Here is a 22,616-nt window from a genome sequence, read left to right on the forward strand (position 1 = left end):
CGGTTGTCGGTGGCCGCGCGCAGCGCCTCGCGCCAGGCGTCCTGCACCCCGGGGAGGAACTGCTGGGCCATCGCGAGGTCGCCGGTGTGGCGGGTCCCGGTGGCCTGGTCGGTCCAGCCGCCCTGCAGCCACCCGAGCATCCGCGGCACCCGCGTGCTGCCCGCGGCGGTGAGGCTGCCCTGCAGCTCCACGTCGGGGTTGCGCCCGTCGTGCAGCACCCGGAACACCTTGGTGATGACCTGCAGCTCCTGGCCGTCGAGGGTCACGTTGGCGATGAGCGAGGTGTTGGACTGCTCACCGGTCAGCACCCGCGCGCTGGTCACCGCCAGGTCGTGCTGGGTGCCGTCGCCGTGCCGCGGACGGGTGCCGAGCAGGCCGCTGCCCTTGCACGTCGCGGTGCTGGGGCGGGACTCGCCGGAGTCGGCGACGACCTGGCCCGCCTCGCTGCCGCCCTGCACGATCGCGCGCAGCAGCTCGGTGGCGTACACCGGGTCGTAGGCCGCGTCGTAGACGTAGCGGGTGCCGAGCACCGAGTGCTGCATCTCGCCGAGGAACGCGCGCTCGGGCGCGCTCTCCAGCGGCGCGCCGCGATAGCTGAGCGGCACCTGGTAGAGCACCGGCGAGGCCCCGGACTCGTCGAGCAGCAGCAGGGTCTCCAGGCCCACCTCGCCGTCGGGGTCGTCGAACCGGTACGCCGCCAGCTGGCGCAGCGCGGGCGTGCCGGTGCCGGCGTACCACCGACGGTCGGCGATCCAGCGGGAGACGATCGTCACCTTGTCGGGCTCGAGGGTGGCCCGGTGGATGGTCGCCATGTCAGTCCTTGTCCTGGGTCGTGAGGGAGAACCAGAAGAAGTCGCGCGACCCCAGGGTCAGCTGCAGCGTCCCGTCGTCGGCGACGTCGGGGAAGCCGACCCCGCCGAACAGGTCGCCGACCTCGGCCCCGGCCAGCTCCTCGGGCAGCTGGATGCGGGTCGCCTGCGGGCGGGAGGACAGGTTGTTGACGCACAGCACCCGGCGGTGCCGGGCGTTCTCGGACTGGGCGTCCGCCTTGCTCATCGTGCGCGTGTAGGCGAGCACCGCCTCGTTGTCCGCGGGGGCGACCACGAAGTCGCCGAGCCCGAAGACCGGGTGCTGCGCGCGTACGGAGAGCATGCCCCGGACCCAGTGCAGCAACGAGGAGCTCGACGCCATCTGCGCCTCGACGTTCACGTTGTTGTAGTGGTAGACGAGGCTGGACACGATCGGCAGGTAGAGCTTGCCCGGGTCGGACGCGGAGAACCCGGCGTTGCGGTCGGGCGACCACTGCATCGGGGTGCGCACCGCGTCGCGGTCGTCGAGCCAGATGTTGTCGCCCATGCCGATCTCGTCGCCGTAGTACAGGCACGGCGAGCCGGGCAGCGACAGCAGCATCGCGTGCGCCAGCTCGATCTCCGGCCGCGAGTTGTCCAGCAGCGGAGCCAGCCGCCGACGGATGCCGACGTTGGCGCGCATCCGGGCGTCGGGGGCGTACCAGCCGTACATCGCGGCGCGCTCCTCGGGCGTGACCATCTCGAGCGTGAGCTCGTCGTGGTTGCGCAGGAACGTGCCCCACTGCGTGCCGCCCGGGATCGCGGGGGTCTCGGCGAGCACGTCGATGATCGGGGCGGCCTTCTCCTCGCGCAGCGAGTAGAACAGCCGCGGCATCACCGGGAAGTGGAAGCACATGTGGCACTCCGGCTCCTCCTCGGTGCCGAAGTAGTCGACCACCTCGTGCGGCAGCTGGTTGGCCTCGGCGAGCAGGATCCGCCCGGGGTACTCCTCGTCGACCTTGGCGCGCAGCCGGGCGAGGAACTCGTGCGTGCGCGGGTGGTTCTCGCCGTTGTGCCCGTCCTCCTCGAACAGGTAGGGCACGGCGTCGAGCCGGAACCCGTCGATGCCCATGTCCAGCCAGAACCGCATGACGTCGAACATCGCCTCGGCCACGGCCGGGTTCTCGAAGTTGAGGTCGGGCTGGTGGGAGAAGAAGCGGTGCCAGAAGAACTGCCGGCGCACCGGGTCGAAGGTCCAGTTCGACACCTCGGTGTCGACGAAGATGATCCGCGCGTCGGGGTAGCGCTCGTCGGTGTCGGACCAGACGTAGAAGTCGCCGTAGGGGCCCTCGGGGTCCGAGCGCGACGCCTGGAACCACGGGTGCTGGTCGCTGGTGTGGTTCATCACCAGGTCGGTGATGATCCGGATGCCGCGCGCGTGCGCCTGGGTGACCAGCTCGGTGAACTCCGGCAGCGTCCCGAACTCGGGGAGCACCGCGGTGTAGTCGCTGATGTCGTACCCGCCGTCGCGCAGGGGAGAGGCGTAGAACGGGGGCAGCCACAGGCAGTCGACGCCGAGCCACTGCAGGTAGTCGAGACGTTGCAGCAGGCCGGAGAAGTCGCCCGAGCCGGACCCGGTCGAGTCGCCGAAGCCGCGCACGAGCACCTCGTAGAACACGGCTTTCTTGAACCACTGCGGGTCGTGCCGCAGACCCGGCTGCTGCAGGTTGAGACCTTGCACCACTGCTCAGAACCTCCTGACCTGGACGATGTGCACGGGTTCCTTCCCTGCCCCCAGCTCCACCCAGTTGTGCTGCCCCCAGCGCCACTCCGCGCCCGTGATCAGGTCGTGCGCGGTGAACGACTCGTCGGGCTGCAGCCCCAGCTCGGCCAGGTCGAGGTGGATCCAGGTCTGCCGCGTGCTGTGCGGGTCGCAACCGGCGACGACGACGATGACGTCCTCGGTCCCGTCGTCGAGCACCCGCCGCTTGGAGAAGCACAGCACCGTCTCGTCGTCGGTCTCGTGGAAGCGCAGGTTGCGCATCCAGTCCAGGGCCGGGTGCTGGTGGCGAATCTCGTTGAGCCGCGTGAGGTACGGCGCGAGCGACTGCCCCTCGCGGGGACCGCCCGGCTCGTAGTCGGCCCAGCGGCGGTCCTTGAACTCGTACTTCTCGTTGTCGATCTGCTCCTCGGCGCCCGGCCGCGCGACGTTCTCCATCAGCTCGTAGCCGGCGTAGATGCCGTACGTCGGCACCAGCGTCGCGGCCAGCGCCGCCCGCATCTTCCAGGCCGTCGGGCCGCCGTACTGCATGAACGGGGTGAGGATGTCGTGCGTGGTCGGCCAGAACGAGGGCCGCATGTAGTACGACGCGTCGCCGGCGAGCTCCTCGCAGTACTCCCGCAGCTCGGCCGCCTCGTTGCGCCAGGCGTAGTAGGTGTAGCTCTGCTGGAAGCCGACCTTGGCCAGCGTGTGCATCATCGCCGGGCGGGTGAACGCCTCGGCCAGCCAGATCACGTCGGGGTAGGTCTGCGCCACGTCGGCGATCAGCCACTGCCAGAACTCGGTGGGCTTGGTGTGCGGGTTGTCGACCCGGATGATCCGCACCCCGTGCTCGAACCAGACCTCGAGCGCGTCGCGCACCGCGCGGTAGAGCCCGTCGGGGTCGTTGTCGAAGTTCAGCGGGTAGATGTCCTGATACTTCTTCGGCGGGTTCTCGGCGAAGGCGATCGTCCCGTCGGCGCGCGTGGTGAACCACTCGGGGTGCGTCTGCACCCACGGGTGGTCGGGCGCGCAGTTCAGCGCCAGGTCGAGCGCGACCTCCATGCCGAGCTCCTCGGCGCGCTCGCGGAAGGCCTCGAAGTCGGCCCAGCTGCCGAGCTCGGGGTGCACCGCCTCGTAGCCGCCCTCCTTGCTGCCGATGGCGTACGGCGAGCCGGGGTCGCCGGGCTCGGCGGTGAGGGTGTTGTTCTTGCCCTTGCGGTTGACCGCGCCGATCGGGTGGATCGGGGTCAGGTAGACCACGTCGAAGCCCATCGCCGCGATGCCGGGCAGCCGGTCGGCGGCGGTGCGCAGCGTTCCGGTCGTCCACTCGCCGGTCTGCTCGTCGCGGTGCGCCCCCTCGCTGCGGGGGAAGATCTCGTACCACGCGCCGGTGAGCGCGCGCTCTCGCTCGACGAGCCAGGCGTACGTCCGGCTCGCGCTCACGACGTCGCGCAGCGGGCGGCGCACGGTCAGGTCGCGCAGCTCCTGGCTGAGTCCGGCGCCGAGCCGCGCGTCGACCGGCAGGTCGGTGTCGCGCAGGTCGCTCGTGGCGCCGGTGACCAGCGTGCGGTCGGCCGGCTCGAGGTCGAGCTCGGCAGCGAACCGCTCCAGCAGCCGGGCGCCCTCCTCGAGCATCAGCTCGGTGTCGACCCCGGCGGCCACCTTGATCGCGGCGTCGTGCGCCCACGTGCCGTAGGGGTCCGACCAGCCTTCGATGCGATAGCTCCACAGCCCCGTGCGGTCGGCCGCCACCTGCGCCTCCCACCGGTCGAGACCGGGGTTGGTGCAGGTCATCGGGACGTAGGTGACGGCTCCGTCGGGGTCGGTCACGACGACGCTGGCGTTGACCGCGTCGTGCCCTCGCGGAAGACCGTGGCGCTCACCTCGAGCGGCTCGGCCACGACGCTCTTGGTGGGCAGCGCGCCCCCGTCGACGGCAGGACGGACGTCCTGGACGGGGATGCGACCGATCGGTCTGGGCTCGGGCGCGCCGGAGCGGGTCGTGGCGGTCGTGGCGGGCAGTCGGTACGAACGTTGCTGCTGCTCAGTCACGTCGCCGACGCTACTCGTTCCGGGCAGGGCACAGCACCCCGATCCCGCCGGTGGGTCCGGTGAGCTCGGGGGAGGTGCGGGGTGCGGATGCCTGGGGCGTCCCACCCGACCGCGTTGCTGACTGACCCCGACGGTTCTGACCCGCCCCCGCGTTCCTGACACACCTGCCTGCTGCAGCACACCGGTGTGTCAGAAACGTCGAATCGGGGTGTCGTCGGGGCGTTCTCGACGTACCGCTACGCGTGACCCGACAGGATGCCGCCATGCTGAGACTGCTCGAGGCGGCGCGCGCCCGTCCGTTCGGGCGACGCTGGCGCCGTTTCGCGCGGTGGCGTCACGAACGGGGGCAGCAGCCCGGTGCGGTTGGTTCAGTGCTGGGCACGCTGGACGAGGGGCCCAAGGACTGGCGCGACCGCGAGGTCGTCAAGCTCGTCGCCGTCGCGGTTCTCGCCATGCTGCTGGTCGCGGTGAGGTTCTCGACTCGGGACGCCTGGGCGTGGGTGGCCCTGCCGGCCGTCGTGGCTTTCCTCGCCTGGTGGGCGCTCGAGCTGGGTGTCGTCCGCCCGGACGCTCGGAGCGCGTGTTCGATCTGGGCGCTGATCGACGATCGGCTGGTGTCCGGTGGCGAGGTGCCCACGCCGGCCCCGGGCGTGGTCGTGCCCCAGCGCGCCATGCGGGCCGGCTGCTCGGAGCTGCTGCGATCGCGTGAGCGGGACGCGCCCGCCCAGCTGCGGCGCATCGAAGGCACGCGACTGACGTACGCCTTCACCGGAGTGATCGAGTGCTCGCGCCCACCGAGCGCGGCCGTGCTGAGCACCGCGCTGGCGACCTTCGTCGCGGTGCCGGACGAGGCGCGGCCGGCTCGCCTCCGCGACGGCACGGTCGCGTCGATCTCGCCACGCTTCCTCGCACCGGAGGTCGGTTCGGTCGCGGCGGGTCGGTGCACCTTCCGGCTGATGGCCGACGACGAGCCCGGCGGTCTCGACCAGTCGGACGTCCGACGCGACTGGCGCGTCGTCGAGGTCGTGGACGATGCCGCCTCGGCGGCGCGGCGGGGGACGTGGGAGGTCCGGATCGAACCGGTCCACGTCATCGGTGAGCCGGATCGGTGACCAACCGTGCGCTCAGCCGCACGCCTGCTCACCGATCCGACTCACCGATCCCGGTGGCACGCCGCTCAGGCGAGCCAGACGCGGTCCAGGTAGTCGCGCATCGAGCGGTCGCTGGAGAAGAAGCCGGTGCGGGCGACGTTGAGGATCGCCGACCGGGTCCAGGCGTCGCTGTCGCGGTAGGCCTCGTCGACCCGCGTCTGCGCGTCGAGGTAGGACCGGAAGTCGGCGAGCGCCATGAATGGGTCGTCGTGCAGCAGGTTCTGCACCAGCGGGGCGCTGGCCGAGGCGTCGCCGCCGGTGAAGATGCCGGAGCCGAGCAGGTCGAGGGTGCGGCGCAGCTTCTCGTCCGAGCGGTAGAACGTCTTGGGGTCGTAGCCGTCCGCGCGCAGCTGCTCGGCCTCGGGCTCGGTGAGCCCGAACAGGAAGAAGTTGTCGTCGCCGACCAGTGCCCGGATCTCGACGTTGGCGCCGTCGTCGGTGCCGATCGTCAGGGCCCCGTTGAGCGCGAACTTCATGTTGCCGGTGCCCGAGGCCTCCTTGCCGGCGAGCGAGATCTGCTCGGACAGGTCGGCGGCCGGGACCACCTTCTCGGCCAGGGTCACGTTGTAGTTCGCCGGGAACGCGACCGACAGTGCGCCCTCGATCCGCTTGTCCTCGTTGATGGTTCGGCCGACGGAGTTGATCAGATAGATGATCTCCTTGGCCATGTAGTAGCCCGGCGCGGCCTTGGCGCCGAAGACGAACGTGCGCGACACCATGTCGGCGGGTGAGACGTCCCCGGAGATGAGGTCGTCGTACAGCGAGACGATGTGCAGCAGCTTGAGGGTCTGGCGCTTGTACTCGTGGAGCCGCTTGACCATCACGTCGAGCATGGCGTGCCGCGGCAGCTCCAGCCCGTCGCGGGCGCGCAGCTCGCGGTAGAGCCGCTCCTTGTTGGCCTGCTTGACCGCCTGGAACTGCTCGCGGAAGCCGGCGTCGTCGGCGTAGGGCTCCAGCCCGCGCAGCTGCTCCAGGTCGGTGACCCACGACGGGCCGATCGCCTCGGTGATGAGGGTCGACAGCAGCGGGTTGGCCTGGTGCAGGAAGCGGCGCGGCGTCACGCCGTTGGTGATGTTGGTGAACTTGTCCGGCCACAGCTCGGAGAAGTCGGGGAGCACCTTCTCGCGCAGCAGCTGCGACTGCAGCTCGGCCACACCGTTGACCCGCGAGCCACCGATCGTCGCGAGGTACGCCATCCGCACCGCGCGCTGCGGACCCTCGGCGATGATCGACATCCGGCTGACCCGGTCGGCGTCACCGGGGTAGGCCTCGCGCACCTCGTCGAGGAAGTTGTCGTTGATCCGGTAGATGATCTCCAGGTGGCGCGGCAGCAGCCGTCCGAGCAGCTCGACCGGCCACACCTCCAGCGCCTCAGGCAGCAGCGTGTGGCAGGTGTAGGCGAAGCACTCGCGGGTGATGTCCCAGGCCTCGTCCCACTCGAATCCCTTGAGGTCCACCAGGATTCGCATCAGCTCGGGGATGCCGATGACCGGATGGGTGTCGTTGAGCTGGAAGATGATCCGCTCGGGGAGGCGGCGCAGGTCGAAGTCGCGGGGGAGGGTGTTCTCGATGAAGTCGTGCAGCGAGCAGGCCACGAAGAAGTACTGCTGCTGGAGCCGCAGCTCCTTGCCCTGCGGCGTTGAGTCCTCGGGGTAGAGCACCTTGGAGATGTTCTCCGCGAAGGTCTGCGAGCGGACGGCCTCGGCGTAGTCGCCGGAGTTGAAGATCTGCAGGTCGAACGCCTGGGTGGCCTTCGCGCTCCACAGCCGCAGCGTGTTCACCGAGCCGTTGCGGTAGCCGGGAACCATGTAGTGGTAAGGGATTCCGAGCACGTCCCACGCCGGGACCCAGGTGGTGCGCTCGCGGCCCTGCTCGTCCGTGGTGGTCTCGGTGCGACCGCCGAACGCGACGCGCACCTGACGCTCGGGGTGGGGGAACTCCCACGGGCTGCCGAGCGACAGCCACGAGTCGGGCACCTCGGCCTGCCGGTCGTCGACGAAGGTCTGGCGGAAGATGCCGTACTCGTAGCGGATGCCGTAGCCGATGCACGGCACGTCGAGCGTGGCCAGGGAGTCGACGAAGCACGCCGCCAGGCGCCCGAGGCCGCCGTTGCCCAGCCCCGGCTCGATCTCCTGCGCGCGCAGCCGCGCCAGGTCCAGACCGCACTGGGTCATCGCCTCCTCGGCGATCTCGCCGAGCGTCGTCGCCATCAGCGCGTTGTCCAGCTGGCGCCCGAGGAGGTACTCGGCCGAGAGGTATCCGATGATCTTGCGGTCGCCCTGGCGCCGCCGCGCCCCGGTCTCGAGCCAGCCGGCCACGAGGTACTGCTGCACCGTGCGGGCCAGCGCGAGGTACTGGTCGTTGACGGTCGAGCGCGACAGCAGCACGCCCTGCCCGAAGTTCAGCTCGCGCAGGAACGCCTCGACGAACCCGTCGACCGTGTGCGCCGGCGGGTTCACCGGCCCCTGGGCGACCGGGTTGCGCACCGGCATCGTCGGACCGACCACGTTGGCGTCGGTCGTCTGCAGTTCGTCGGCGGCGGACTTGCCCGTGTTCGCATCAGTCACGGCGTACAGATTGCCGCACTGCCCGCCGCCGCGCGTAGTGCGACCGGCGATCAGGCCGTTCGTGTCGAGGACGTACGCTTTCCTGCCGTGGTCCCCGTCCTCACCGGCGCCCTCGTGGCCAGCCTGCTGCTGCTCGCCGGGCTCGCCGCCCTCGCCACCGCGCGCGGGCGGGCGGTGGACAACCCCACCTTCTACGCCGCCGCGCTGGTCGAGCTGCTCCTCGTGGTGCAGGTCGTCGTCGGGATCGCGCTGCGCGACGACGCCCCGCACGGCCTCTCCACCGGCCTGTTCGTCGCCTACCTGCTCGGCATGGCCGTGGTGCCGCCGGCGGCGTTCTACTGGGCGCTGGCTGACCGAGAATCCCGTTGGGGCACAGGAGTTCTCGCGGTCGCGGCGCTCGGGCTCATGGTGATGGTCGGCCGCCTCCTGCAGATCTGGAACGGCCAGTGAGCGGCGACGGCCGCGTCGAGCGGCGCAGCACCAGCAGCGGCCCGGGCCGCGTGCTCGTCGCGGTCTACGCGTTGTTCGCGCTCGCGGCCACCGGCCGGTCGGTGCTGCAGATCACCGAGTACTTCGACCGCGCGCCCGCGGCCTACCTGCTCTCGGCGCTCGCAGCGTTCATCTACGTCGTGGCGACGGTCGCGCTCGCGCGCGGGGATCGTACGTCCGCGCGCGTGGCACGCATCACCATCGCGATCGAGCTGGTGGGCGTGCTGGGGGTCGGGCTGTGGTCGTACGTCCAGCCCAGCGCGTTCCCCGACAAGACGGTGTGGTCGCACTTCGGCCAGGGCTACGGCTTCGTGCCGCTGCTGCTGCCGCTCGTCGGTCTGTGGTGGCTGCGCCGCACCGGCAACCTCACGCCGGCCGACTAGTTGCGGACGGACGTGCGAGGCTGGGGCCACTCGACGAGGGAGGCACCCATGAGCACGTTCCGTTGGCCCGAGCTGCGGGTCGAGGACTGGGAGGACACGCGCGACACCCTGCACCTGTGGATGCAGATCCTCGGCAAGGTGCAGCTGGTCTCGACCTCGCTGGTGAACCACTGGTGGAACGTCTCGTTCGAGGTGAGCGCGCGCGGGCTGCGCACGCACCTGATGCGCGGGCCGGAGGCCGAGGTCGACGGCGAGTTCGACTTCGTCGACCACCGGCTGGTGCTGCGCAGCACCAACGGCGAGCAGCGCGAGATCGCGCTGGAGCCCAAGACGGTCGCCGCGTTCTGGCAGGAGGTGCAGGAGGCGCTGCCGCAGCTGGGCGCGGAGTGCTCGATCGACGCGCGTCCCAACGAGCTGGCGACGGCGATCCCGTTCGCCGAGGACACCGAGCACAAGTCGTACGACGCCGCCTCCGCGAACGCCTTCTGGCGCCAGCTGGTCAGCGCCGAGAACGTCTTCAGCGCCTGGCGCGCGGGCTTCGCGGGCAAGGACAGCCCGGTCCAGGTGTTCTGGGGCTCGATGGATCTGGCCTGCGCGCGGTTCTCCGGGCGGCCGGCGCCCAAGCACACCGGGAGCGTGCCGAACTGCCCGCCGTGGGTGATGCAGGAGGCCGAGTCGCGCGAGAACTCCGCGGCCGGCTTCTGGCCCGGCGGCTCCAGCGAGGGCACGTTCTACGCGTACGTCTATCCCGAGCCCGACGGCTACCGCGACGGCGACCTGTCGCCCGCCACGTTCGACACCGAGCTGGGGGAGTGGGTGCTGCCCTACGAGACGGTCCGCACGAGCGACGACCCCGACCAGACGCTCATGGACTTCCTCGACCGCACCTACGCCAAGGCCGCTGACCTCGCCGGCTGGGACCGCAAGTTGCTCGAGGTCGACCCGCACCGCCTGGACCGCTACCTCTACCCCCGCGGCGAGAAGCACTGGCCGCGCAGCGCGAAGAGCTAGCAGGCGCCGGCCGTCGCGCTGCATTTCGTACGTCAACGCACGATCTGAGGCGGCGCCGCCCGGGATTCCGGGGTGGCCGCTGCATTTCGTGCGTCAACGCACGATCTGCCAGACCCGGCACCCGCCGCGCCGCTCCCGTCCGGCGCTCAGACCCCTTGGAACAGCAGGAAGTTCGCGCCCACCACCGGGTAGGCCTCGCCGGGGGCGGCCTCGCGGTCGGTGACCTCGCCCGGGTGCTCCCAGGCGCTGTCCCACAGCAGCCGCCACCGACGTACGCCGGGCTGACGGGGAGCACCACCTCGCCGCCGTCGGTCGAGCCGTGCAGCACCATCAGCAGCCGGTCGTCGCCCACGTCGGCGCCGTCGAACACCGCCTGCAGCGTGCGGGTCTCGGGGAGTCCCACCGCTGCGCGGTCATCAGCTCGCCGTCGATCGCGTGCCAGTGCAGCGCGGCGCGCTCGTCGCCGTCGATCGGGTCGCCGGGGAAGAAGTGCCGCTGACGCAGCACCCGGTGCTCCCGGCGCAGCCGCAGCAGGGCGCTCGTGGTGTCGATCAGGTCGTGCTGCCAGGGCGCCAATCCCCAGTCGTACCAACTGATCTCGTTGTTCTGGCAGTACGGGTTGTTGTTGCCGCCCTGGGTGCGGCCGAGCTCGTCGCCGCCGAGGAGCATCGGCACCCCCGACGACAGCGCGAGCGTGGCGAGCAGGTTGCGCCGCGACCGCCGCCGCAGCGTCTCGGTCTCCTCGTCGGCGGGCCCCTCGACGCCGTGGTTCCACGACCGGTTGTCGTTGCTGCCGTCGCGGTTGCCCTCGCCGTTGGCCTCGTTGTGCTTGCGGTCGTAGGCCGTGAGGTCGGACAGCGTGAAGCCGTCGTGCGCGGTGACGAAGTTGACCGACGCGAGCGGTCCCCGGTGCGCCGAGCCGAACCGGTCGGCCGAGCCGGCGATGCGGGTGGCGAGCTCGCGCACGCCGTGCCCCGGCCGCCCGTCGAGCGTGCCGGCGACGTCGGGCAGCCAGAAGGTGCGCACGGTGTCGCGGAAGGTGTCGTTCCACTCGGCGAACGGCGGCGGGAACTGCCCGGTGCGCCAGCCGTCCGGCCCCAGGTCCCACGGCTCGGCGACGAGCTTCACCCGCGACAGCACCGGGTCGGTGCGCAGCGCCACGAGCAGCGGGTGGTCGGGGTCGAACGCGCCGTCCTTGCCGCGCGCCAGCGCCACCGCCAGGTCGAACCGGAAGCCGTCGACGTGCATCTCCTGCACCCAGTAGCGCAGCGAGTCCAGCACCAGCCGCACCGGCACGGTGTGCTGCGGCGCGACGGTGTTGCCGCAGCCGGTGACGTCGACGTCGACGCCCTGCTCGTCCAGCCAGTAGTAGGTCCGGTTGTCGAGCCCGCGCCACGACAGCGTCGCCCCGCCGGCCGCCGACTGCTCGGCGGTGTGGTTGTAGACGACGTCGAGCAGCACCTCGATGCCGGCCGCGTGCAGCAGCTTGACCATGCCCTTGAACTCGGCGACCACACCCTGCGGGTCGCGCGCGGCGGCGTGCCCCGCGTGCGGCGCGAAGAAGCCGAGACTGTTGTAACCCCAGTAGTTCTCGAGCCCGCGCTGCACCACGGCCGGCTCGCTGGTGAAGCTGTGCACCGGCAGCAGCTCGACGGTGGTCACGCCCAGCCGTCGCAGGTGCTCGATCGTCACGGGATGCGCCACCCCGGCGTACGTCCCCGCAGGTGCTCGGGCACGTCCGGCAGGAGCATGGTCAGTCCGACCACGTGGGTCTCGTAGATCACGGTGTGCCGCCAGCTGTGCTGCGGCGGCCGGTCATCGCCCCAGTCGAAGGTGGGGTCGACGACGACGCTGCGCGGGACGTACGCCGCGCTGTCGCGGTCGTCGCGCGTCAGCCCGTCGCCGGCGAACGACTCGTCCACCCGGTGCCCGAAGACCTCGGGGCGCCAGTCGACCGTGCCGTCGACGGCCCGGGCATAGGGGTCGAGCAGCAGCTTGGCCGGGTTGTGCCGGTGGCCCGCGGCGGGGTCCCACGGCCCGTCGACGCGGTAGCCGTAGCGCTGACCGGGCCCGACGCCCTCGACCCGCAGTGACCACGCGCCGTGCGAGTGCTCGTCCATCGCCAGGTGGCGCTCGCGTCCCTGCTCGTCGAACAGGCACAGGGTGACGGCGTCGGCGTGACCGGCGTGCACGCAGAACTCCACACCGCCCTCGACGGGGTGCGCCCCGAGCGGCGGAGGGACGTCGGCGGGGGCGGTGCGAGCAGCGCGTGCGGCGGCCTCGACGGGCAACGGGGCGGGCATGGTGGCCAGCGTATTGAGCGGTTACGTTGGCCCCATGACTGATCCCACGTCACTGCCGAACTTCCCGCCCCCGTCCGACGAGTCGCCGCTGCGCGGTCGCGTGCTGGATGCGCTGCAGGACGACGGCTATCGCCCCGACATCGACGCCGACGGCGACGTGAGCTTCAAGGTGCAGGGCCAGCAGCTGTTCGTGAAGGCCATGGACGGCGACGTGCCGCTGATGCGCGTCTTCGGCCAGTGGCAGATCGCCGACGAGCTGCCGAGCGACCTCCTCACCCAGCTCGACGCCGCCAACGACGTCACCCTGAGCCTCAACATCATCAAGGTCGGGATCGCCGGCGGCACCCTCGTGGTCACCGCCGAGCACCTCGTCGGCCCCGACGCCGACCTGAAGACCCTGCTGCAGTCGACCGTCCAGATGCTGCTGCAGGCGGTGCAGATGTGGCACATGTCGGTCAACGGTGACCAGCACGTCTCGACCGGCGGCACCCCCGCCTTCATGCAGGACCCGCCCCCGGCGCCGGCCCCGACGGCGCGCCGCAGGACGGGCCGCAGTGACCCAGTTCGGCGAGTTCGTCTCGACCAGCGTCGAGGACGGCATCGGCACGCTGCGCATCGACCGGCCCAAGCTCAACCCGCTCAACGCCGCGATCCAGGAGGGCATCGCGGCCGCGGCGGCCGAGCTGGCGGCCGACGACGCCGTCGCGGCGGTCGTGCTCTACGGCGGCGAGAACGCCTTCGCCGCCGGAGCCGACATCAAGGAGATGCTGGACATGTCGTACGCCGACATGGCCAAGCGCGCCGGTCGCCTCAGCGAGTGCTTCACGGCCGTCGCCCGCATCCCCAAGCCCACCGTCGCCGCCATCGAGGGCTATGCCCTCGGCGGGGGCTGCGAGCTGGCGATGGCCTGCGACTTCCGGGTCGCGGGCCAGAACGCCAAGCTCGGCCAGCCCGAGATCCTGCTCGGCGTCATCCCCGGCGCGGGCGGGACCCAGCGCCTGGCGCGCCTGGTCGGGCCGGCCCGGGCCAAGGACATCGTCTTCTCCGGCCGGTTCGTCGACGCCGACGAGGCGCTCGCGATCGGCCTGGTCGACGAGCTCGCCGAGCCCGGCGAGGTCTACACCGCCGCGCTCGCCCGGGTGAAGCCGTACGTCGGTGCCGCCGCCATGGCGCTGCGCGCCGCGAAGGAGGCCATCGACCGCGGCCTCGACGGCGACCTCGACACCGGCCTCGCCATCGAATCCCAGCTGTTCGCCGGGCTGTTCGCGACCGACGACCGCGAGATCGGCATGCGGTCCTTCGTCGAGAACGGCCCCGGCAAGGCGACCTTCACCGGCCGCTGACGGGTCGCGCCGAGGCGGGTGCGCGGTACATTGCGCAGCACGTCGCGCCGTACCCGCGACACCCGCCCCGGTCGCCGACCGTCACTGCCCGGAGAGGAACAGCCGTGACCATCAAGGCCTGGCACATCGACAAGGACTGGCAGGAGACGTTCGTCGCCGCGCTGGGCAAGCGGGGGCGTCGCCGCAGGCCGTCAACCACGCGCTCGAGGTGGTCGACGACGCGCTGACCGCCAGCGGCAGCACCGCCCAGGAGGAGTTCGGCGACCCGGAGGAGTACGCCGGCAAGGTCAGCATCGCCGACGACCCCGAGGCCGCCCGCGCCTCGCAGACCAAGGCGGTGCTGCTGGCGCTGCTCGGCCTGGTCGGCATGTTCCTCGCGCTGTGGGGCTTCACCGCGCTGACCCGCGACGTCGACCGGCTGATCGGGATGCCGCCGGTCCTGCCCCTGGTCGTCGGACTGGTCGTCGTGGTCGGCGCCGCGGTGGCCGACAGCCTGCTCGGCCAGCGCGCCGACATCTACCGCGCCCGGGTCGGGGCCGCCGAGGCGCCGGGCGTGCTGGCCTTCGTGGTCAACCGGCTCGGCCCCTGGATCATCGTGCTGCTCACCCTCGTGGGGATGCTGCTGATCTGGATCCGCTACGCCTGAGGGTCGCCCACCGACCCTCACCCCTGCGCCCCGTTACCGGTCGGTAGCATCAGGGTCGCAGGACTCCCTCGCACGACAGCGACAGGAATGAGGACGAACGACATGAACATCGTCGTCTGCGTGAAGTACGTGCCCGACGCCCAGGCGGAGCGCACCTTCACCGAGGACAACACCACCGACCGCGAAGGCGTCGACGGGCTGCTCTCCGAGCTGGACGAGTACCCCATCGAGGCCGCGCTGCAGATCAACGAGGCGGCGGGCGGCGGTGAGATCACCGTCCTGACCGTCGGCCCCGAGCAGGCCGCCGACGCGGTGAAGAAGGCGCTGCAGATGGGTGCCGACAAGGCCGTGCACGTCGTCGACGACGCGATCGCCGGCTCCGACGCGCCCGCGACCTCGCTGGTGCTCGCCGAGGCGATCAAGAAGATCGGCAACCCCGACCTGGTCCTCATGGGCCTGGCCTCCACCGACGGCTCGATGAGCGTCGTGCCGGCCATGCTCGCCGAGCGCCTCGGCCTGCCGCAGGTCACCCAGATCTCCACGATCGAGGTCACCGACGGCAAGGTCACCGGGCGCCGCGACGGCGACGTCGCGAGCGAGACCCTCGAGGCCTCGCTGCCGGCCGTCGTCTCGGTCACCGACCAGACCAACGAGCCGCGCTACCCCTCGTTCAAGGGGATCATGGCCGCCAAGAAGAAGCCGGTCGAGACCTGGAGCCTCGCCGACCTCGGCGTCGACGCCGGTCAGGTCGGCCTCGACAACTCCTGGACCGAGGTCGAGTCCTTCACCGCGCGCCCGCCGCGCGAGCAGGGTCAGATCGTCACCGACGAGGGCGACGGCGGCAGCAAGCTCGCCGAGTTCCTCGTCTCCAAGAAGTTCGTGTGAGGGAGAGCATCCATGGCTGAAGTACTCGTCCTGGTCGACCACACCGACGGTGAGGTCAAGAAGACCACCGCAGAGCTGTTGACCATCGCCCGCCAGTTCGGCACTCCCGCAGCGGTTTTCGTCGGCAGCAACGTCGAGGCCGCCCGCCCGCGCCTCGCGCAGTTCGGCGCCGAGAAGGTCTACGTCATCGACAACGCCGACGTGTCCGACTACCTCGTGGCCCCGCTCGCCGAGGCCCTCGCGGCGGTCGTCGAGCAGTCCCAGCCCGCCGCGGTGCTGCTGCCCGCGACGCCGCACAACACCGAGGCCGGCGCCCGCCTGGCGATCAAGACCGGCTCCGGCCTGGTCACCGACGCCGTCGCGGTCGAGGGCTCCGAGGGCGCGCTCACCACGACCCAGTCGGTGTTCGCCGGGTCCTACACGCTCACCGGCAAGGTGAAGCAGGGCACGCCGATCATCACGGTCAAGCCCAACGTCGTCCCGCCGTCGGCCGCGCAGGCCAGCGCGACGGTGGTGCCGGTCGAGGTGTCCGTCAGCGACGGCGCCAAGACCGCCCGCATCACCGACCGCAAGGCCAAGGAGAAGAGCGGCCGTCCCGAGCTGACCGAGGCCGCGATCGTGGTCTCCGGCGGCCGCGGCACGGGCGGCGACTTCAGCCCGGTCGAGACGTTCGCCGACAGCCTCGGCGCCGCCGTCGGCGCCTCGCGCGCCGCGGTCGACTCGGGCTGGTACCCCCACTCCAGCCAGGTCGGCCAGACCGGCAAGCAGGTGTCGCCGCAGCTGTACGTCGCGTGCGGCATCTCCGGTGCCATCCAGCACCGCGCCGGCATGCAGACGTCCAAGACGATCGTCGCGATCAACAAGGACGAGGAGGCGCCGATCTTCGAGCTGGTCGACTTCGGTGTCGTCGGCGACCTGTTCACCGTGCTGCCGCAGGCCACCGAGGCCGTGCAGAAGGCTCGTTCCTGACGCGCTCTTCCACGCCAGCAGCGAGGCCCTCCGGTTCCGACCGGAGGGCCTCGCTGCGGCTAGCCGCAAGAGTCACGCTGGTCGAGCGCCCTGAGGAGCGCGAGGGACGAGCGCTCCCAAGGTGGTCGAGTAGGCCGAGCCGCTAGGCGAGGCCGTATCGAGACCCGTCACCTCGGTCTGCGGTCACCGAAAGGCGCCTGGAGGCGGGAGTGGGTGCCTGGTCGGCCCGGTCTGGCGGCTCGCGGTGGTGACGTTTCTGACAGAGCCCGACGTTGTTGACACGGACTGGCGTTGTTGACAGACCTGGGTGCTGTAGCAGCCCTTCGTGTCAACAACGCACTGCCGTGTCGAGATCGTGGGGTCGGGTCAGGAAGGACCCCGCCCAGGCTGGCCAGAAACTCCCAGACTGGTCGCGAGCTAACAGACGGGTCAGTTGCAACCGACCAGTTTGTTAGTTCGTGACCATTCTGGCGATGTACGCCGGCGGCGACTCGCGAGTCCGACGTCACCACAGGCGTACTCACGCCTCCCGGCGCCTTTCGGTCACCACTCGACAAGGTGACGTGGTCTCGATACGGGCTCCGCTGCGCTCCGCCCTACTCGACCAGCTTGGTGACGTGGTCTCGATACGGGCTCGCCTAGCGGCTCGCCCTACTCGGCCGACGTGCCGGGGCGGGGGTGACTAGCTGCTGGGGCTCGGCGCGGGCGTACCCGACCCGGTCGAGGGGGCAGGCGAGCTCGAGCCCGACGGCGCCGAGGACGACGGCGCCGACGAGGACCCGCTGGGCCTGGGCTTCGGGGCCGGCTTGGGGTAGGGCGGGTTCTCGTTCTTGTTGTAGAACGCCGCGTCACCGGTGTTGGAGGTCGCCCGCGAGCGGTAGATCACCTGCAGGTCCTTCAGGTCCGACGCCGAGCCCTTCGGGGCCCAGAAGATCAGCGTGTACGTCCGCGTCTGGCCCGCGGGGACCAGGTCGCTGGAGAGGTTCTCGCCCTCGGTGCCGAGCTGGCTGTAGCCGCACAGGTTGTTCTTGCCGTCGACCATCTGGAACATGTTGCGCTCGACGAACGCGACCGAGCCCACGGCCTCGACCTTCACGGTGACCTCGAGGCCGTCGACGTTGTTGGGGTGGCGGTCGCTCGGCTCCAACGTCTTCGGCCGGGGTGGCTGACCGCGACCCGGACCGCGCCGGTGCGGGGGTCGCCGATCGTGTCGCGCTCGCCACCGAAGGAGGTGCGCTCGACACCGTCCTCCAGACCCATCGGGCTCGGCTTGTTGCTGCAGGTCGTGGCGCTCACGGACTTGGGGGCCGTGCCCTCGGAGGACCACTTGGCCGCCGCGGTGCGCGAGCTGGGGTCGCCGACGTAGACCACGGAGTACTCGGACAGGTCGGCGTCGTCGGGCACCAGGAAGCCCACGGTCCCGGTGACCGACTTGCGCTCGTCGATCTCGCTCACCGCGAGCGGCGAGGGCAGTGCGCTCGTGCGCGGGCGGGTGCACTGCTTGCCCTGCGGGTCGACCAGCACGAACGAGTCGGGACTCACCGCGAAGACACCGTTGGTCAGCACGCTCGCGTGCACCTTCAGCTGCGCCACAACCCAGCCCCGCGCGCCGCTGGACACCTTGGTGAGGGTCGGCTCCGAGGTCTGCACGCCGACCGACTCGTCCTGGTCGACCTTGGCGACCGAGTCGTACGCCTGGGTCGTGCCCGTGAACTTCGGCGCCGCCGGGCCGTCGCACCCGGTGAGGGTCGGGCGGGCCGAGGAGGAGGGGCGTCGCTGCGCGAGTCGGACGCGGAGTCGTCGGACGAGCACGCGCTCAGCGCGGTCGCCAGCGAGACGGCGGCGATCACCGGGAGGACGCGGCGGGGAGCAGGACGCATGAAGGCACCTTGGCTGGGGGAGCGGGCGAGGGACAGTGTGACAAACCCCGTGGTCGGGAGCGAAACCTCGTCCGGTGGCCGGGCCGGGCCGTCGGTGCCCCGACGTACCATCGACGAGTGCCTTCCCAGCCCGTCTATCTCGACCACGCCGCCACCACCGCGGTGCTGCCCGACGTGGTCGCCGAGGTCTCCGCGCAGCTGAGCACCCTCGGCAACGCCTCGTCGCTGCACGCCCAGGGCCGGGCCGTGCGCCGGGTGGTCGAGGAGTCGCGCGAGCGCATCGCGACCGCGCTGGACGCCCGCCCGTCGGAGGTGGTGTTCACCTCCGGCGGCACCGAGTCCGACAACATCGCCGTGCTCGGCGCCCACCGGGCCCGCCGGGGCGCCGACCCGGCCCGCGACCGGCTCGTGGTCAGCACCGTCGAGCACCACGCGGTGCTCGACGCGGTCGAGCACCTGGTCAAGCACGAGGGCGCCCGGGTGACCTGGCTCGAGGTCGACGAGACCGGCCGGGTCGACCCCGCGGCGCTGACCGACGCGCTCACCGGTGGCGACGTCACCGTCGCCAGCGTCATGTGGGCCAACAACGAGGTCGGCACCGTGCAGCCGGTCGCCGAGCTCGCGAGCGCCGCCCACGCGGCGGGCGTGCCGCTGCACACCGACGCCGTGCAGGCCGTCGGTCAGGTGCCGGTGTCGTTCGCCTCCTCCGGCGTCGACCTGCTGAGCATCACCGGCCACAAGCTCGGCGGCCCGGTCGGGGTGGGCGCGCTGCTCGCCCGGCGCGACGCGACCGTCGAGCCGCTGTCGTACGGCGGTGGCCAGGAGCGTCAGCTGCGCTCGGGCACGCTCAACGCACCCGGCATCGCCGGCCTGGCGCTCGCGGTCGAGCGGGCCGTCGCCGAGCAGGAGCAGCACGCCCGGCGGCTGGCCGCGCTGCGCGACCGGCTCGTCGCGGGCGCGCTGGCGCTCGACCTCGGCATCACGGTGAGCGGTGCGTACGCCCCGGGCGAGGTCACCCGGCGGCTGCCCGGCAACGCCCACCTGGTCGTGCCCGGGTGCGAGGGCGACTCGCTGCTCTACCTGCTCGACGCGGCCGGTGTCGCGGCCTCCACGGGTTCGGCGTGCACCGCCGGGGTGCCCCAGCCGAGCCACGTGCTGCTCGCGATGGGACTGCCCGAGCAGGCGGCCCGCGGCGCCCTGCGCCTGACGCTCGGTCACCCCTCCACCGAGGCCGACGTCGACCGCTTCCTGCAGGTGCTGCCCGGGGCGGTGGAGCGCGCCCGCAAGGCCTCGTCGGCATCGCGGGGTGCCTCGTGAGGATCGTCGCCGCGATGAGCGGCGGGGTCGACTCGGCCGTCGCCGCCGCCCGCATGCTCGACGCCGGCCACGACGTCGTCGGGGTGCACCTGGCGCTGTCGCAGTCGGCCGCCACGCTGCGCGAGTCGGCCCGCGGCTGCTGCACGATCGAGGACGCCGGCGACGCGCGCCGGGTGGCCGACCGGCTCGGCATCCCGTTCTACGTCTGGGACATGGCCGAGCGGTTCCGCGCCGACGTGGTCGACGACTTCGTGTCGGAGTACCAGGCGGGTCGCACCCCAACCCGTGCCTGCGCTGCAACGAGCGCATCAAGTTCGCCGGGCTGCTCGACAAGGCGCTCGCGCTCGGCTTCGACGGGGTGGCGACGGGTCACTACGCGCAGATCGTCGAGACGCCGCAGGGGCGCGAGCTGCACCGCGCCGTCGACCCCGCCAAGGACCAGTCCTACGTCCTCGGCGTGCTCACCGCCGACCAGCTCGCCGCCGCGCACTTCCCGCTCGGCGACACCACCAAGCCGCAGATCCGGGCCGAGGCGGCCGAGCGCGGCTTCGCCGTGGCCAAGAAGCCCGACAGCCACGACATCTGCTTCATCGCCGACGGCGACACCCGCGGCTGGCTGACCGAGCGGCTCGGCGAGCAGCCCGGGCCGATCGTCGACACCGACGGCGAGGTCGTGGGCGAGCACGCGGGGGCCTACGGCTACACCGTCGGTCAGCGGCGCGGCCTCGGCCTGAAGGTGCCGCGGGCCGACCACGCCAAGCGCTACGTCGTCGGCGTCGAGCCGCAGCGCCGCACCGTCGTCGTCGGCACGGCCGACCTGCTGGGGGTCGACCTGATCGAGGCCGACCGGCTGCGGTGGTGCGGTGCTGCGCCCGAGGGTGAGCAGGCGTACGGCGTGCAGCTGCGGGCGCACGGCGAGGAGCTGCCCGGCCGGGCCCGGGTCGACGAGCAGGGCGGCTCGTGGTGCGGCTCGCGGAGCGCACCCGCGGCGTCGCCCCCGGCCAGTCCGTGGTGCTGTACGCCGGCACCCGCGTCGTCGGGTCCGGCACCATCACCGGCGCCCGCCGCGCGGACCGCGATGCCTCGGAGTCGTGAGCGCGCCGCACTAGTCTGAGCGCAGACTTCGCTCAGGGAGGGATCGCATGAAGCCTCGTCAGACCTTCGGCGCCGTGGTGGTCGCCGTGCTCCTGCTGTTCACCGCGGCCTGCGGCAACGACGACGGCCCGACGGTGTCGGCGCCGTCGGCCACCCCGACCTCCTCGGCGCCGAGCGCGAGCCCGACCTCCGACCCCGGCCCGGTCGCCTCGGCGAGCACCGCCCAGCCGACGACGCCCAGCAGCAGCTCGACGTCGGCGCGCCCGACGCCCCCGAGCCAGCCGTACAAGGTCGGGCAGTGCCTCGGCCCGAAGCCGGGCTACACCCAGACGTCGTGCTCGCAGCCGCACACCTACGAGGTGTTCAGCGTGCGCAACGACTCGCGCGACTCCGGCGACCTCGTCAAGCGCGCCGCGTGGAAGACCGCGACCTGCAACCAGGACGGCGCCGGCTTCTTCGGCAGCCAGTCCTTCCTGCTGTCCCGCCTCGACGCGATCCCGCTCCCCGACGCGGCCATCAGCAAGCCGGACGCCGAGATCGTCTGTGTCGCTTATGAGTTCCGCGAGTCGCTGAGCGGTCTGGTCACCAACACCGGCTCGCTGAAGAACAAGCTCAAGGGCGACGGGTTCTACAGCTACAACGTCTGCACCAAGGGGCGCCCGAGCACCAGCGACGACGTCGAGGTCGTCTCGTGCAAGGAGCCGCACTCGGCAGAGGCGACGGGGGCCAAGCTCAACGGCAAGCCCGGCGACACCTTCCCCGGCAGCGACAAGGTCCAGTCCCAGGCCGTGAAGTTCTGCCTGCCGCTCGGCCAGAAGTTCCTCGGCGGGAAGCGCTCGGACATCATCGCCTCGCAGAACTCCGGCGGCAGCGCTCCCTGGTCGCGCGGGCTGATGGTGACCGGCTGCTTCGTCGAGGTGACCAACGGCACGGTCAAGAAGTCGTTGCGCGGCATCGGCAACAAGCCGCTCGACTCCTACCGCTGAGGTGCCGCGCGCGAGCGGGGTCGGGTCGTGGCCCGGACTGCAGATCACCGAGGCAGTCCGTCAGGTCCGTGACCTGCTCGTCGTCGAGCAGGGGCTGCCCTACCTTCCCGAGCTGCCCGCCCGCGGGCCCGGCGCCGACCTGGTCGGGCGCAGCGCCGGGCTGCTCGTCGAGCTGCCGGTCGACCTGCAGCCGTCGGGCTGGCGGCTGACCGACGCACCGGGGCGCGACGTGCGCCGGGCGCGCTCGCTGCTCGGTGAGGACCTCGACGCGCTCGCCGAGGCGTACGACGGTTTCGCTGGCGAGCTCAAGGTCCAGGTCGCCGGCCCGTGGACGCTCGCCGCGTCGATCTTCCTGCCGCGCGGCGAGCGGGCGGTCCACGACCCCGGGGCGGGCCGCGACCTCGCGGCGAGCCTGGCCGAGGGGTGCGCGACCACCTCGCCGCCCTGGCCCGGCTGGTGCCCGGCGCTCGCTGGGTGCTGCAGGTCGACGAGCCGGCGCTGCCCGGGGTGCTCGGCGGCGTGCTGCCGACCGCCTCCGGGCTCGGGGTGCTGCCGGCGATCGAGCCCGACGTGGTCCGCGCCGGGCTCACCGAGGTGCTGGCGGCCGCGGCCGAGCGCGCCACGACCGTCGTGCACTGCTGCGCCCCCGACGTGCCCGTCGAGCTGCTGCGCGCGGCCGGGGCCGACGCCGTCTCGATCGACACCAGCCTGCTGGACCGCCCCGGCTGGGAGGAGCTGGGCGCGGTGGTCGAGCGCGGGGCGACCGCGTGGGCCGGCATCGTGCCGACCGACGCCACCGCGCCCCGTCCCGACGACCTACTGCGCCCGCTGCTCGGCGCCTGGGAGTCGCTGGGCCTCGGCGACGACCGGCTCGACGCGGCCGTCCTGACCCCCGCCTGCGGCCTCGCGGGGGCGACCCCGCGCCAGGCGCTCGACCTGCAGCGGGCCGCTGTCGCGGCCGCCGACCTGCTGGCCGAGCGGCTCGCCTGA

19 protein-coding genes and 3 pseudogenes are annotated in these 22,616 nt (G+C 71.8%); 13 read left to right on the forward strand and 9 right to left on the reverse strand.

Annotated features, from left to right (window positions below; all coding sequences use genetic code 11):
- Positions 1-551: 551 nt before the first annotated feature.
- The 3 genes and pseudogenes from QUE40_RS04600 to QUE40_RS04610 form a co-directional block, all read right to left on the reverse strand.
- Positions 552-812 (reverse strand): annotated as a pseudogene (locus QUE40_RS04600) (maltokinase N-terminal cap-like domain-containing protein); the annotation flags it as partial.
- Between the two features lies 1 nt (position 813).
- Positions 814-2,529, reverse strand: a complete 1,716-nt coding sequence (gene treS / locus QUE40_RS04605; protein WP_142007396.1) for a maltose alpha-D-glucosyltransferase — start codon at positions 2,527-2,529, stop codon at positions 814-816.
- A 6-nt stretch (positions 2,530-2,535) separates the two neighbouring features.
- A pseudogene (locus QUE40_RS04610) lies at positions 2,536-4,520 on the reverse strand (alpha-1,4-glucan--maltose-1-phosphate maltosyltransferase).
- Between the two features lie 452 nt (positions 4,521-4,972).
- Between QUE40_RS04610 and QUE40_RS04615 the strand changes: the two are divergent.
- Complete coding sequence (locus tag QUE40_RS04615; RefSeq protein WP_142004608.1) at positions 4,973-5,713, forward strand: hypothetical protein; 741 nt, start codon at positions 4,973-4,975, stop codon at positions 5,711-5,713.
- Between the two features lie 65 nt (positions 5,714-5,778).
- On the opposite strand, the gene QUE40_RS04620 is transcribed toward QUE40_RS04615, so the two are convergent.
- The gene (locus tag QUE40_RS04620; protein ID WP_289233009.1) at positions 5,779-8,244 is read right to left on the reverse strand and encodes a glycogen/starch/alpha-glucan phosphorylase; all 2,466 of its coding nucleotides are present in this window, start codon (positions 8,242-8,244) and stop codon (positions 5,779-5,781) included.
- 162 nt (positions 8,245-8,406) lie between these two features.
- Here QUE40_RS04620 and QUE40_RS04625 point away from each other — a divergent pair, with 162 nt between their 5' ends.
- Genes QUE40_RS04625 through QUE40_RS04635 form a run of 3 tightly spaced genes read left to right on the forward strand, consistent with a single transcriptional unit; the run spans position 8,407 to position 10,202 of the window.
- Positions 8,407-8,769, forward strand: coding sequence for a hypothetical protein (locus QUE40_RS04625; protein WP_142004609.1), 363 nt, complete (start codon positions 8,407-8,409; stop codon positions 8,767-8,769).
- Entirely contained in the window at positions 8,766-9,191 is a 426-nt protein-coding gene (locus tag QUE40_RS04630; RefSeq protein WP_142004610.1) for a hypothetical protein, read from the forward strand. The genes QUE40_RS04625 and QUE40_RS04630 overlap by 4 nt, the downstream gene beginning before the upstream one ends.
- Positions 9,192-9,239: 48 nt before the next feature.
- Positions 9,240-10,202 (forward strand): DUF5996 family protein, encoded by a 963-nt coding sequence (locus QUE40_RS04635; protein ID WP_142004611.1) that lies wholly within the window; start codon positions 9,240-9,242, stop codon positions 10,200-10,202.
- 330 nt (positions 10,203-10,532) lie between these two features.
- Here QUE40_RS04635 and QUE40_RS18875 read toward each other — a convergent pair whose 3' ends face one another.
- The 3 genes from QUE40_RS18875 to QUE40_RS04645 are packed head-to-tail and all read right to left on the reverse strand — an operon-like array spanning position 10,533 to position 12,977.
- Entirely contained in the window at positions 10,533-11,894 is a 1,362-nt protein-coding gene (locus QUE40_RS18875) for a glycogen debranching protein (protein ID WP_350227070.1), read from the reverse strand.
- A complete protein-coding gene (locus QUE40_RS18880) occupies positions 11,891-12,505 on the reverse strand; it encodes a GlgX family protein (RefSeq protein ID WP_350227071.1) in 615 nt (204 codons plus the stop codon). The genes QUE40_RS18875 and QUE40_RS18880 overlap by 4 nt, the downstream gene beginning before the upstream one ends.
- Positions 12,506-12,554: 49 nt before the next feature.
- Positions 12,555-12,977, reverse strand: coding sequence for a hypothetical protein (locus QUE40_RS04645; RefSeq protein ID WP_289232440.1), 423 nt, complete (start codon positions 12,975-12,977; stop codon positions 12,555-12,557).
- 82 nt (positions 12,978-13,059) lie between these two features.
- Between QUE40_RS04645 and QUE40_RS04650 the strand changes: the two genes are divergently transcribed.
- The 5 genes from QUE40_RS04650 (at position 13,060) to QUE40_RS04670 (ending at position 16,348) form a co-directional block, all read left to right on the forward strand.
- A complete protein-coding gene (locus QUE40_RS04650; RefSeq protein WP_142004615.1) occupies positions 13,060-13,848 on the forward strand; it encodes an enoyl-CoA hydratase/isomerase family protein in 789 nt (262 codons plus the stop codon).
- A gap of 104 nt (positions 13,849-13,952) precedes the next feature.
- Positions 13,953-14,075 carry a hypothetical protein gene (locus QUE40_RS04655; RefSeq protein WP_289232441.1) on the forward strand — a complete coding sequence of 41 codons (123 nt, stop codon included), beginning with the start codon at positions 13,953-13,955 and terminating at the stop codon, positions 14,073-14,075.
- On the forward strand, positions 14,057-14,494 hold the full coding sequence (locus tag QUE40_RS04660) for a hypothetical protein (RefSeq protein WP_289232442.1): 438 nt from the start codon (positions 14,057-14,059) through the stop codon (positions 14,492-14,494). Before QUE40_RS04655 ends, QUE40_RS04660 begins: the two co-directional genes overlap by 19 nt.
- Positions 14,495-14,596: 102 nt before the next feature.
- Positions 14,597-15,379: an electron transfer flavoprotein subunit beta/FixA family protein gene (locus QUE40_RS04665; RefSeq protein WP_142004616.1), complete on the forward strand. Its 783-nt coding sequence runs from the start codon at positions 14,597-14,599 to the stop codon at positions 15,377-15,379.
- Between the two features lie 12 nt (positions 15,380-15,391).
- Entirely contained in the window at positions 15,392-16,348 is a 957-nt protein-coding gene (locus QUE40_RS04670; RefSeq protein ID WP_142004617.1) for an electron transfer flavoprotein subunit alpha/FixB family protein, read from the forward strand.
- 682 nt (positions 16,349-17,030) lie between these two features.
- Here QUE40_RS04670 and QUE40_RS04675 read toward each other — a convergent pair.
- Together QUE40_RS04675 and QUE40_RS04680 are read right to left on the reverse strand one after the other, a co-directional pair.
- Positions 17,031-17,444: a hypothetical protein gene (locus tag QUE40_RS04675; protein WP_289232443.1), complete on the reverse strand. Its 414-nt coding sequence runs from the start codon at positions 17,442-17,444 to the stop codon at positions 17,031-17,033.
- A complete protein-coding gene (locus QUE40_RS04680) occupies positions 17,441-18,160 on the reverse strand; it encodes a DUF4352 domain-containing protein (RefSeq protein ID WP_289232444.1) in 720 nt (239 codons plus the stop codon). The genes QUE40_RS04675 and QUE40_RS04680 overlap by 4 nt, the downstream gene beginning before the upstream one ends.
- A gap of 185 nt (positions 18,161-18,345) precedes the next feature.
- On the opposite strand from QUE40_RS04680, the gene QUE40_RS04685 reads away from it, so the two are divergent.
- From QUE40_RS04685 to QUE40_RS18885, 4 genes and pseudogenes are all read left to right on the forward strand, one after another.
- The gene (locus tag QUE40_RS04685) at positions 18,346-19,545 is read left to right on the forward strand and encodes a cysteine desulfurase family protein (protein ID WP_142004619.1); all 1,200 of its coding nucleotides are present in this window, start codon (positions 18,346-18,348) and stop codon (positions 19,543-19,545) included.
- Positions 19,542-20,640, forward strand: a pseudogene (mnmA, locus tag QUE40_RS04690) (tRNA 2-thiouridine(34) synthase MnmA). The gene QUE40_RS04685 and the pseudogene mnmA overlap by 4 nt, the downstream one beginning before the upstream one ends.
- A 47-nt stretch (positions 20,641-20,687) precedes the next feature.
- Positions 20,688-21,626 carry a septum formation family protein gene (locus QUE40_RS04695; protein WP_142004621.1) on the forward strand — a complete coding sequence of 313 codons (939 nt, stop codon included), beginning with the start codon at positions 20,688-20,690 and terminating at the stop codon, positions 21,624-21,626.
- Between the two features lie 423 nt (positions 21,627-22,049).
- Positions 22,050-22,616, forward strand: coding sequence for a uroporphyrinogen decarboxylase/cobalamine-independent methonine synthase family protein (locus QUE40_RS18885; protein WP_350227072.1), 567 nt, complete (start codon positions 22,050-22,052; stop codon positions 22,614-22,616).

Origin of the sequence: Barrientosiimonas endolithica (genome assembly GCF_030296655.1) — a bacterium.
Lineage (GTDB): Bacteria > Actinomycetota > Actinomycetes > Actinomycetales > Dermatophilaceae > Barrientosiimonas > Barrientosiimonas humi.

Excerpts from the sequence above, each read along its gene's own strand:
- QUE40_RS04695 (WP_142004621.1), top strand. The coding sequence starts at position 20,688 with ATGAAGCCTCGTCAGACCTTCGGCGCCGTGGTGGTCGCCGTGCTCCTG.
- QUE40_RS04670 (WP_142004617.1), top strand. The coding sequence starts at position 15,392 with ATGGCTGAAGTACTCGTCCTGGTCGACCACACCGACGGTGAGGTCAAG.
- QUE40_RS04635 (WP_142004611.1), top strand. The coding sequence starts at position 9,240 with ATGAGCACGTTCCGTTGGCCCGAGCTGCGGGTCGAGGACTGGGAGGAC.
- QUE40_RS04620 (WP_289233009.1), bottom strand. The coding sequence starts at position 8,244 with ATGCCGGTGCGCAACCCGGTCGCCCAGGGGCCGGTGAACCCGCCGGCG.
- QUE40_RS18880 (WP_350227071.1), bottom strand. The coding sequence starts at position 12,505 with ATGCCCGCCCCGTTGCCCGTCGAGGCCGCCGCACGCGCTGCTCGCACC.
- QUE40_RS04665 (WP_142004616.1), top strand. The coding sequence starts at position 14,597 with ATGAACATCGTCGTCTGCGTGAAGTACGTGCCCGACGCCCAGGCGGAG.